The organism is Brevibacillus sp. FIR094, from assembly GCF_050477165.1.
Lineage (GTDB): Bacteria > Bacillota > Bacilli > Brevibacillales > Brevibacillaceae > Brevibacillus.
This window is the reverse complement of the sequence record NZ_JBEAES010000022.1, coordinates 94,948-105,617: the sequence shown is the minus strand read 5'-3', so window position 1 is coordinate 105,617 and position 10,670 is coordinate 94,948. Positions and strand designations below refer to the sequence as shown.

At 41.6% G+C, this 10,670-nt stretch carries 13 protein-coding genes and 2 tRNA genes; 8 read left to right on the top strand and 7 right to left on the bottom strand.

The genetic code is table 11. From position 1 onward, the window contains the following. Nucleotides 1-81: 81 nt before the first annotated feature. From ACQ5DJ_RS19640 to ACQ5DJ_RS19625, 4 genes are all read right to left on the bottom strand, one after another. Nucleotides 82-504, bottom strand: coding sequence for a DUF3995 domain-containing protein (locus tag ACQ5DJ_RS19640; RefSeq protein ID WP_429843937.1), 423 nt, complete (start codon nt 502-504; stop codon nt 82-84). Between the two features lie 107 nt (nt 505-611). Continuing rightward, nucleotides 612-1,127 carry a TetR/AcrR family transcriptional regulator gene (locus ACQ5DJ_RS19635; RefSeq protein ID WP_429843936.1) on the bottom strand — a complete coding sequence of 172 codons (516 nt, stop codon included), beginning with the start codon at nt 1,125-1,127 and terminating at the stop codon, nt 612-614. 216 nt (nt 1,128-1,343) lie between these two features. Continuing rightward, nucleotides 1,344-1,799 carry a GNAT family N-acetyltransferase gene (locus tag ACQ5DJ_RS19630; protein WP_429843935.1) on the bottom strand — a complete coding sequence of 152 codons (456 nt, stop codon included), beginning with the start codon at nt 1,797-1,799 and terminating at the stop codon, nt 1,344-1,346. A gap of 78 nt (nt 1,800-1,877) precedes the next feature. Then, complete coding sequence (locus tag ACQ5DJ_RS19625) at nt 1,878-2,387, bottom strand: YjcG family protein (RefSeq protein ID WP_429843934.1); 510 nt, start codon at nt 2,385-2,387, stop codon at nt 1,878-1,880. A 145-nt stretch (nt 2,388-2,532) separates the two neighbouring features. Here ACQ5DJ_RS19625 and ACQ5DJ_RS19620 point away from each other — a divergent pair, with 145 nt between their 5' ends. After that, nucleotides 2,533-2,691, top strand: coding sequence for a hypothetical protein (locus ACQ5DJ_RS19620; protein WP_017250308.1), 159 nt, complete (start codon nt 2,533-2,535; stop codon nt 2,689-2,691). Between the two features lie 2 nt (nt 2,692-2,693). Here the strand turns inward: ACQ5DJ_RS19620 and ACQ5DJ_RS19615 are convergent, their stop codons facing one another. Then, entirely contained in the window at nt 2,694-3,398 is a 705-nt protein-coding gene (locus tag ACQ5DJ_RS19615) for an alpha/beta hydrolase (protein WP_429843933.1), read from the bottom strand. A 177-nt stretch (nt 3,399-3,575) separates the two neighbouring features. On the opposite strand from ACQ5DJ_RS19615, the gene ACQ5DJ_RS19610 reads away from it, so the two are divergent. The 6 genes from ACQ5DJ_RS19610 to ACQ5DJ_RS19585 all read left to right on the top strand — a co-directional run bounded on the left by ACQ5DJ_RS19610 (nt 3,576) and on the right by ACQ5DJ_RS19585 (nt 7,893). Next, nucleotides 3,576-4,169, top strand: a complete 594-nt coding sequence (locus ACQ5DJ_RS19610; RefSeq protein WP_429843932.1) for a phosphatidylglycerophosphatase A family protein — start codon at nt 3,576-3,578, stop codon at nt 4,167-4,169. A gap of 416 nt (nt 4,170-4,585) precedes the next feature. After that, nucleotides 4,586-4,662, top strand: a tRNA-Ile gene (locus tag ACQ5DJ_RS19605). A gap of 25 nt (nt 4,663-4,687) precedes the next feature. Further along, a tRNA-Val gene (locus ACQ5DJ_RS19600) sits at nt 4,688-4,763 on the top strand. Nucleotides 4,764-5,491: 728 nt separating this feature from the next. Continuing rightward, entirely contained in the window at nt 5,492-5,638 is a 147-nt protein-coding gene (locus tag ACQ5DJ_RS19595) for a hypothetical protein (protein WP_429843931.1), read from the top strand. Between the two features lie 264 nt (nt 5,639-5,902). Beyond that, nucleotides 5,903-6,958, top strand: a complete 1,056-nt coding sequence (locus ACQ5DJ_RS19590; RefSeq protein WP_429843930.1) for a hypothetical protein — start codon at nt 5,903-5,905, stop codon at nt 6,956-6,958. Nucleotides 6,959-7,701: 743 nt separating this feature from the next. Then, nucleotides 7,702-7,893, top strand: a complete 192-nt coding sequence (locus tag ACQ5DJ_RS19585; protein WP_429843929.1) for a tyrosine-type recombinase/integrase — start codon at nt 7,702-7,704, stop codon at nt 7,891-7,893. Between the two features lie 63 nt (nt 7,894-7,956). On the opposite strand, the gene ACQ5DJ_RS19580 is transcribed toward ACQ5DJ_RS19585, so the two are convergent. Further along, nucleotides 7,957-8,160 carry a helix-turn-helix domain-containing protein gene (locus ACQ5DJ_RS19580; RefSeq protein ID WP_429843928.1) on the bottom strand — a complete coding sequence of 68 codons (204 nt, stop codon included), beginning with the start codon at nt 8,158-8,160 and terminating at the stop codon, nt 7,957-7,959. 517 nt (nt 8,161-8,677) lie between these two features. On the opposite strand from ACQ5DJ_RS19580, the gene ACQ5DJ_RS19575 reads away from it, so the two are divergent. Beyond that, on the top strand, nt 8,678-9,331 hold the full coding sequence (locus tag ACQ5DJ_RS19575) for a BglII/BstYI family type II restriction endonuclease (protein WP_429843927.1): 654 nt from the start codon (nt 8,678-8,680) through the stop codon (nt 9,329-9,331). 40 nt (nt 9,332-9,371) lie between these two features. Here ACQ5DJ_RS19575 and ACQ5DJ_RS19570 read toward each other — a convergent pair whose 3' ends face one another. Further along, nucleotides 9,372-10,595: a DNA adenine methylase gene (locus ACQ5DJ_RS19570; protein ID WP_429843926.1), complete on the bottom strand. Its 1,224-nt coding sequence runs from the start codon at nt 10,593-10,595 to the stop codon at nt 9,372-9,374. Between the last annotated feature and the right edge of the window lie 75 nt (nt 10,596-10,670).

Genomic DNA, 10,670 nt, shown 5'->3' with positions numbered 1-10,670 from the left:
AGTGGCCTAACGGCCCGGGTTTTTCTTACTGTCCACTAAACGGGGCCTTGACCATTTATGGGAAGAGGGTTTTTTGTGAACTTAAAACAATGCGAGCAGAAATGATATCCCTAACCACAAGCATAGAGGGGTGAACAATGCCGTATCTTGACGGGCAAACTTCGTATTTTTTACTTTTTTAAAAAAACCAATGTAGTTGAAGTCTCCCACAGCCCGCAGGACAAATACAGCGGCACAGACAATGCATCCCCATTGAATCAAAGAAGGGGCTATAACGGGCGAGAGATAACCGCTCTGGGCAAGCAAAAGGTAAGCGGCACAAGTCAACAAGCAAGCAACGACGATGGTTCCGCCTTTCCGAGGGGAAAAAGTCCGACGAGAATGATCGGCTGTTGTGGGAATGACAGAATCGGTCCCCCATTTTCCTCCGAAGGCCCAATAAAAATGGAGCAAGGATACTAAGACTAAGAACAAAGCAGATGAGATAGGAAAAACATGCATCATGGGAATGCCTCCTACTGATTCGTAATGATTTTTGTGAAGATACGCGTCCGTATGTTTTGGGTAAAAAAATCCCTGCGCAGTATAGTCTGTCAGGCAGAGAGGGTTAATCAAATCCAAGTCATAAAATGATGCAAGGGCTCGGACATATCAAAAGGCGCTTCTAGCTCTCTGCGCACGAGCCAACCAATATAGAGGAGGTATGCGAGTTGAGCGCGTGCCATTGCATCAGCGGGAGCCAGCCCTTTTTTCTCATACAAAGAGGCAACGAAGTCGATCCTACGCTTCTCGATTTCCACGAGACGTTTGCAAAGGGCAGGATTTTGCTTCGCCCAGTTGTACATAGCGGCTTCGATTTTTCGCTCGCTACTAAAAACGCTCGACAACAACTGTTCCAGCGACATACTGTCCGCGTGTGGCGCTCGAATGATCCGCTCAGTCGCATGCTCCTCCCAATAATCGATCATGGAGTCCAGTAGCGCTTGACGATCTGGAAAGTGATGATAAAAGCTCCCTTTACTGATCTTCAGCTTTCTGGCGAGAGGTTCCACACGAACAGCGTCAATGCCTGCTTCAGCCAACATCTCGAGCCCTGCCCGAATCCAATCTTCACGTACGTATTGCATGGTTCACCTCAAAAGATACGGTATCGTATGTTTCTGGTTCCATGTTATTCCACCGGGTGTGAAGTGTCAAGAAGCATTGAATTGTGTATGGAGAAAGTAGCAGAGGGCTAAGGTGATCTCGGGTACCAATGAAAAACAACCTCGCTTCGCATGATGATCATAGCGAAAACGAGGTTGTTTTTCTATCTGAGGGAATGGAGCTACACGTAGCTTCTGTTATTCGCGAATGGATTTGACCATCGCAATATGCTCGATACCCGCATCATCAAATAAGTCGCCAAAAGGCTCATAGCCGAGCTTTTCATAAAACCGTTGGGCTTGCGTCTGCGCGTTCAGCTTCAGGCTGTCATACCCGTGTTGTTTGGCCAGCTCTTCTATCGCGAGCATGATTTGGCGGCCGAGCCCAGTACCGCGTTCTGTTTTGGCAACCGCCACCCGTTCAATTTTTCCCACCCCAGGTGCGTAGTTACGAACACGGCTTGCGCCCACTGGCTTTCCATCGCGGTAGGCCACAAAATGAATCGTTCCGCCATGCAGTGTGTCGTGCTCATCTATTTCCAACTCTTCCGGTACTTCCTGTTCCTCGATGAAAACGGCTCGGCGTACGGACAGGGCATCCGCCAATTCTTGTTCAGTGGTGACTCGTTGGATCTGGTAGGTTTGCAGGTTCATCGGTATTCGTCCTTTGTTAGAAAATATCCCTCCCTACGACGGATACGCAGGGAGGGTTGATGATTGAGGAAAGGTTGTTTATTTTTTGAGAAGGAAAGTCTGGTAAACGCTCCAGATGCCATCCTCGAGTTGATAAACCAAGTGGAAGCGATCAATCTCGCTGTTCAGGTCAATTTTTGCCATGCTCAGTTGACCGGTTACATCCCGCAGCTCATCGTCGGACAGGTCGCGCCCGATGGTCAGATGCGGTACGTATGCGTAGGTTTCTTTTTCATTCACACACTGATTGGCAATCTTTAAATGCAGCTCGTTAAATGGTTCTTTGTTTTGCACAGCCAAATAGATCACGTTGTTGGTAGGGTGGAAAGAAGATACCCGATGGAAATGAGCCGAAAAGCTGTCGGTAGAGGAGGCAACCTGCTCCAGATGGCTCACCAGCTCAGGAAGCTTGGCTTCGTCCAGCTCAAAGGCTTCCTTCAAACGGATATACGGAGGAACCAAAGCATAGCCTGGGTCATAACGTTTCCGGTAAGAGTTCGCTACTTCTTGCACCTTGCTAGATGGGAATATTACGATACTGTACATCATCAGAACCACTCCTCCTTACTATCTATCATGCTCTACAAGATATTATTTTAACAGAAAATTCTTCATTTGTGTAATGTTAAGCGTGGGTCTGTATATTCCTTGTGTCAAAGGAAAGACTGTGTAGTGCAAGGAGGTGCCGCACTGCATGTATACGGCAATGATGATCACATTCATTTTTCTGGTTCTGCTTCTACTGTCTGTGCTGACCTTCACGATCTTGACTGCGATACGAAAAGGAGAATTCGAAGAAGCACTCGTATCGACTATTAAGGATGAAGGTCCACAAGAAGAACAGCCACGGTAAGTTTACCCGTAAAGCGTCTTAAGCATACGCGGTAGATTGCGCTGCCAGTGGCCCCACGTATGGTCACCCTCAAACGTTTCATAAACGAGGGTGGCTTTTTTCGTGCCCAAAATCTCGCGCAGTTCTTCATTGGCCGCTAGAAGATTCAATGTGCCACGACCCGTGCTTACTGCCGTTTCCTCCGTCCCGATCTCCAAATAAATGGTTTGCGGTACGGAAAAGTCAGCGTCAGCTATCAGACGATTTAACTTTGCGTCCATGGCAATCGACTGGCAGGCAACTTGTCCAAACGTATGTGGATAGTGAAGAGCAGTAAAAAGAGAGACAACCCCGCCCAATGACTCGCCAAGAAGTGTTCGTGCGTTTCCCAAAGGATGTGTAGAGTAATGCGTATCGACATAGCTCACGACTTCATCGGCGAGGAAGCGACGGTAGGCCATATGCTCCTTGCCATCCGGATGATAACGGTCATTCCGTTTACTTTTCTCGACAGGGAGAAAGACAGCGATGATATCAGGCAATTCTTTGTCCTGGTTCAATTGATCCAGCAAAGAAGCCATCCTGCCCATTGCCAAGTAATCTTCTCCATCTTGTACGTAGAGGACTGGATACGAATAGAGTGGCGAGTAGCGTTGGGGTGTGTAGACAACCAGCTTTTCCGGCGTCCCCAAATGCCGGCTTTCCAAGATGATTTCCTCAAGGGCCACTACGGTGTCCTCCTTATTTGGATATTCCTTTCATTATACAGGAGCGAGCGGGCATGCCCAACAGTTTGGGTGCAGGGTCAGTCAGGCTGTGGGCGAAAGATTGTCGCAATTTGGCCAGCGTGTGATACTATGGTAGGAAACGACTTCACTCGATTTGTGGAAGGGGTTGTCTCTTATATGAAGAAGCAAGTACACAGCATCGAAGTCAGAAACGCTGCTCTCGCACGTTTGGCAGAACGCGGAGTGACGCTGGATGATATCGCAGAGATCGTCTATCTCATGCAGTCACCATACCATCCAGATCTCACAATGGCGCAGTGCATCGAGAGCGTGAAAGCGGTCTTGGAAAAAAGGGAAATGCAGCACGCCATCCTGGTTGGCGTTGAGTTGGATACGTTAGCAGAGAAGGGCCTCTTGTCCGAGCCGCTCCAATCCATCATCGCAGCAGATGAAGGACTGTTCGGATGCGACGAAACATTGGCACTAGGCTCCGTATTTGGATATGGAAGTATCGCGGTGACCACCTTTGGACATTTGGATAAGCACAAGGTCGGGGTGATTAAAAGGCTGGATACCAAGTCGGCAGAGGGACGTGTTCACACATTTTTGGACGACCTCGTGGCGAGTGTGGCAGCCAATGCATCTAGCCGCATGGCACATCGGATGAGAGATGAGCAGGAGGCGGAGTTGACACGAAGTGAGGCGTTGAAGCAACAGGAAGCGGAGCTACGTGTCGAGGAGAAAGGGAAAGGGACGGAGCAGGCGGGGTAGGCTAGGGTTGCGATGAGGGAGTTTGTTTCGATCGTTACCTAATTATCTTGTTTGTTGTTGTAACCTTTAGTGGATAGTCTTTTGTCTGGCTGAGCCAATTCTTCACGGGTGTAGCTCATGTGCTTGATGGCGTCATGTTTGATGTGATGCCATCAAGTAGGTAATCCCCTGTTTTGTAGGGGATGTGGGCAGCAGCGGTGAGGAATGGCTTTTTTGTTGGGGGCTTGGGTAAGCACATATAGCTGAAACGAGATGGTCTTGGCTTTTTGCAAGGTAAAAGCAAGACTGATATCACTGGGTTTCTTAGTGTTCTTTTGGTACGAGTGAAAATTTTTACAAGAAATTATTCATTTCCTCTTGAAATCCATTTTACGATGCTGTATAGTAATAAATGTGATCGACGTCCGATACGATTCGGGCCCTTAGCTCAGTTGGTCAGAGCGGTCGGCTCATAACCGATTGGTCGTAGGTTCGAGTCCTACAGGGCCCACCATTAAACGATCACACACATATCCCATGATCCGGTAGCTCAGTTGGGAGAGCACCATCTTGACAGGGTGGGGGTCGCTGGTTCGAACCCAGTCCGGATCACCATATATCGAATGCTGAAACCCTTGGTAATCAAGGGTTTTTTTTATTTTATGCACCTGATTCATTCGCGTCAACAAGTCCAAAAAACAGAGTTGTTGACGGATTGTTGACGGAATCAATCAGACTTGTTTCTTGGATTTAGTTACTGGGGAATCAAAAAGCGAATCAAAATGCTTCGCTGCTTCTTGATCAGCTGAGCGCAGGGCATGACCATATACGTTCATTGTCGTTAAGATATTTGAATGTCCAAGCCGTTCAGAAATGATCTTTGCATGAACGCCTTTTTAATGAGCAGTGTAGCCGAGGTATGGCGCAGATCGTGGAAACGAATATATTTGAGGTTGTGTCTCTTTGTAAATCGGCTCCACCATGTTATGGATACAGTGGTTTTCCGTTCATGCTTGAAAAAACAAATAAGCGTTCCCCTTCTTCCCATAATTCTTCACTTTGCATCCGAGTCTTAGCTGATTGCACTTTAAGGGCCATAACCTCTGGAATAAGGGATGGCGGGATGGATACTTTCCGTTTAGAATTTTTGGTTTTCGGATCTAAGATTTTATTACCAACATCCTTCACATAAGTTAAGGATTGTCTAACGTCGATTGTTCCAACCCCGTCGTCTATTTCGATGTGTTTCCATTTCAGACCTAGTAACTCGCACCGTAGACTACAATGATACGCTCGGTGTTGAAGGCTAGTGGAATACTCATCCACAGAATAAGGATAAACCTGTGAATACCAAACTCGATAAAGAATCAGCAGAAAAAGTGATCGGAGTCCTTGGTGCACTTTGGACAGCCAGCCCGGACCCCAAAGTAAGGGATGCGGCTCATTATGCGGCGAAGGCATTCCGTGATGCAGTAGGCATTTCTAAATAGTGGCACAGCCCTCCTTCGGATACATAGTCTGGGGGAGGGCTGTTTTAATTATTTGTCATATAGCTTAAGTAAAATAAATATTAAAACCCAAAATATACCTCCTAGTATTATGTTGCTACCTCCTCCAAAGAATAATCCGGTAAAGAGTCCTAAAACAACTATTATAAATATTTCTAATAATTTGAACATCGTTATTCATCTTCCTTTTTTAGAATTTGACGTATATAATAACACAGAACAAAAATGGAAAAAGGTGGGAATAATATGAAGAAGTTGGCATCTTTCTTGTGTGTCTGCCTTGCTACAACATTAGTGTTAACTCCTGGGATAAGTCACAATGTATTGGCAAAAGAACGCTTGAAAAAACTAGAAATAGTTGAGATCGCATTAGATGACTCTCGTTCCTCGCGATCGTTAAAAGCGTTGAATAATAATGATAGCGAAGAAACTTATTACTTCATCCATAATGAAGGTGAAGAAATAGATCCCAAAGATATAAAGGAATATATAAAGACTGAACTCAAAATAAATCGCTCGTCTGAAGACGAAGGAGCTGCACCAAAACTGATGGGTGTAGGTGTTTATAAACAAGATGGCACTAGACACGTTGATTACATCTTTGATCAACTAGATGAAGTCCCTTTAGAAGAAATTCGTGAAGAAATTGAAGAAAAAGTTGAACTTGCTGAAAATGAAGGTGCAAGGAATATTATATCATTAAATGCTTCTGCGAGTTCTGATGATGATACATATTCCGATTCTTACACGTATAGAGTGAGAGATGATAATCGAAATGAAATCGCGGGTGTTTATACCAGCAATGTAGACTATATAAGAAAGGGTACATCAACATTAAAGGGAGAGAAAGTCTCTGTTTGGGATGTTAAGTTTTTCAATCAAACAGAACCAAGAAATAATTACCAAACTCGAGAATTAGCAATGAGATATAGACATAGTGGTAGTGATGCTGACGAACAGACAATTCGCTCATATGGGCCATATACAACTGACACTGACTCATCTGCTTCTGTTGGATTATCAGGTTTAGTTCCTTCTGTGAGTTGGACTTTCAACACTAAATCAGCAAGTATTAAGGATGAATCAAGCTTATCCGATAATTATACGAAGTGGATTGTCGATTTTAAGTTAGGAACGAGGACAGCAAAAAGTAACTTTGTATATGAACCAGGTGTTCGTGTAACAAATAACGATGCAGGGATAGTTTTTAAGCATAACCATTATGTTAATTACTACAGAAATCTTGATTCTCAAGCAAAACTAAACACGGGCACCATTGAATTAATATTAACAGACTTGTAATAATTACAATAGCAAACAACCCGCCAGGCTTAACATCTTGGCGGGTTGTTCTCTTACACAAGCAGCTTGGCTAAAATACTTTTAAATTCCGCGATATCAAAATGAACCTGGTCGAAAGTCTCTATCTGATTGTTCTTTACATAGTGGCTCTGGCACATGATAAGTTTGTTATAGCTTATGATGGCAACAGTCCTTCGGGAAGTGTTTTTACATTCATCTACTTTGTCGAAAATTTTACGGAGGTTGCGATTCTCTCTTTCTCCCTTGTTATTTCCTCCAACTTTTTAAAGATTATCGTATCTCCCTTAGTTTACCAATTGTTGTATTGTCAGAAGGAAAATCAGAATAACCATGCAACCACGAACTCTAAACTGCTTACGCTGAAAATTTTCTTTAACTACTTGTAATACAATGAAATCATAGGAGACAAGCAAAATCCAACAAAGAAAAAAGGATATGCAAAAGAGGAAATAAATATTAAGGTGTATTTACAGTTAATCAGATTAACCAAATGCTTGGTTATTTCAGACGAGGAACGGGAATGAGGTTGGGGGAACTTTGTAATATTCCTTGGAATGATGTGGACTTAATGAACGGAAGTATCGTCGTGTTTGGATAGAAGAGACAACAGAGTACGATACCTATTACCGAGAAACTTCTGAAAGAATTAAGCCTCTACAGACTCTTTTGTTCGCATCAGTTCAAAGAGGTTCCTGATTAATTCGTTTACTGATAGGGAAGGAATGCCCCTAACTCCTAATGCTATTAAACGACTGAAAGAAATCATGAACTTTAAGGGTGTACGACTTTCAGCCCATATATTCAGACATACGTTCGCCCATCGAATGCTGATGAATGGTTTTGATGATTTTATATTACAAAAAATGCTTAGACACAATAATATAGGTACGACTCAAAGATACTTAGCTATGTGAGGTACTGCATTAAAAAACAAAATAAAAATATAATGCTTAGTTTTTTTGCGTAAATCATACATATCACTTTTTTTCCAATATCTCATTGAAATCATCTATATTCAATGCAGACATTATTAATTGTAAGTGTTTTTTATTTATTGCAGTTCTTGAATCCCTTGCCATGTCAGAAAGAGTACTTTCATGTAAGCCAGTCATTTCCGCAAGTTGTTTTTGTGTAATTCCACGTTTTTGCAAAAGGTCTTTTAGTTTTAAGTTTATAGTCAATTTAAACCACCTCATAGGGATTATACCCCAATACATAAATTTATAAAATGGATTAGTTCTCATAAAAATAATTATCTTTATAATTTCAGCCGAATTTATTTGCCCAAATACTGATGGTACAGCCCTGTCTATCCAAGAACTGAGTCATTAATAGCTGTTGTACTATCCTAGATAAGGGAAAAGGCGAATTTAACGAGTCTTAATGTGACGGAATAATCGTTAATGATGGACGACAGTCACCGCCTTCTTTACAGACTTCCTACGAAGACAGTATTAAAAGTGTGGTAATATTATCCTGTTATTGTCCAGATTATTAGGAGTGGAAGATGAAGAAAGGAGTTACTACCAAGTAGTATTAGGGAACTTTATGAAGTACATGAATGGAGACATGAGTGTGCAATTCTAAAGTAAGATTTCCCAAATGAATGCGATGACGTAATTAGTGTAATTGAGGGTCTCCTATTTTGGTACTCGCTATTTTAAACAGTTTGCATAATAAAAACTAGGAGGTAAACGAATGCCCTTAATTAGTGATAGGTGGGTTCAAAATAACTATTTTATTGATTCTCGTAGAAATGGTCTTGTGATTTTGCAAAACAAGTATTCACACTTATGGAAGGAAGTTAAGTTTGTACTTAAAGGCTTCAGACTTTACTTCGATGAAATTGCCAATGCTGGTGGAGGGAAATCGCAAGTTACACAACGTCTTGAAAATTTATTCAAACACAAAGGTTGGGAAGCGGTTGAATTTCAAGAGTTAAACACATTAAGAATGGGGAAGAATATTGGAACGAGTAATGAACAGATAAAAGATGAATTTAACATAAATTCTCAAACTCACGAAATCGATTTATTTAAAGAAAAAGTTGCTATAGAAATTGAGTGGAACAATAAGCATCAATTCTATTCACGCGACTTGGAAACGTTTGATTACCTTTATAAAACTGGAATAATTGATTTAGGCATTATTATTACAAAACATACTAGTCTTCATGCTTTCTTTGATACATTAGGTTATTACATTGCTACTAGAGAGAAAATAGCAAAGAAATTCGCTTCCACGCATACACATACTGACAAGTTATATAAACTTTTACAAGCAAACCGGTGTAGCTGCCCAATTATTGTAATTGGACTTACAGATAGTGTGTATAGAGTTAGAAGGACATAAAAAAGGTCGTCAAAATTACACGACGACCTAATTATCGTTTTTATATTCGTCTTTTTGCCAGAAGTAACCATTCTTTTACTTCGCGGCTCTTGTCGTCTCTGCGTCCCATTGTACTGTGTAAATATCCTTGAGAACGTACTTCAACAGTATAGGCATTCCCAAAGCATTTTTCTGCTAAGCTTTGAAGCTTATCCAGTTCAATCATGCCTGTATTACTATAGCTTAGTACAAGGTTTGCATGTTTGTTTTTGATTTTCACGAACATCATTTGAAATGCTTTGGTAACCTTACTACGAATGCAGAAAGGGGATTGGTGTCTGTCTGTACGATACCTTCCCTTATATTTTACTTCTGGGTAATCGTATTTTACCAAAGTTTCAATTGCATGATAAAAGCGGGAATAATGGACAAAACAGTATGGTGGGTCTGCATAAACCGTTGTGTCCGGTTCAAGCATATCCAAACAATCCAAATAATCCATTGAAATAACTTGGTGGGGTAGAGTGTTTTCCCCAAGAACCTGTTGAAATTCTTCAAACTTCCGAATGAAGTAAGGCAATATTTCCTTTTGTCTATAAATCAGAATGTCATTCATTGAGGATTCAGTGTTTGCATCACGGTACTGTGCATAATGTCCGGTGCTTTGTGAATTGTAAGACATTGCAAACATCAAACTTGAAATAATAGCATAAAAGAATGGTGTTTTCTTGTAATCTTCCGCAACCGAACGTAATGCATCAATCCATACGCATTGCCTGAATGACCAATAAGTTCCTGAAAAATCTTTAGCAAACAGGTGATATTGAAACCCAGAGAAATCTTTGTCTATTAATTTCTGTTGCTTCTTTTCTAGTTCATTAAACTCTTCGATTGTTAAAGGAACATTATAATCAAAGACCAAGTCTGGAAAAGCCGCGAAAAATGTTTCTGCACGTTCTGTCGCCTCTTCAACAATCTCATTTAAAATGTTGGGATGTTTATTCCAATCATAATTTGAGAGATACGTTTTTGCTAGAATAGCAGAATAAACTTGTATATCATTTGAAAGAACAGGAACAGAACTTCTTAATGAACCTGAAAGTACACTTGAACCTGCAAAAAGGTCACAGACTGCTCCACCTAAATAACAGTCTTCAATTCCTTGAATAACAAAGTCCAAGATGTTTCTTTTTGAACCCATATACTTAATTATGTGAGGGACATTCTCGTCATACGCTATTCTGTTGTTAATAGCTATGATTGGTTGGGTAATATTGTTATTCATATAGGAACATCCTTTCGCTTTTCAAGGATAAATTATATCACTTTATTATTGCTTGGGGAAGAAACAGACTCTTTC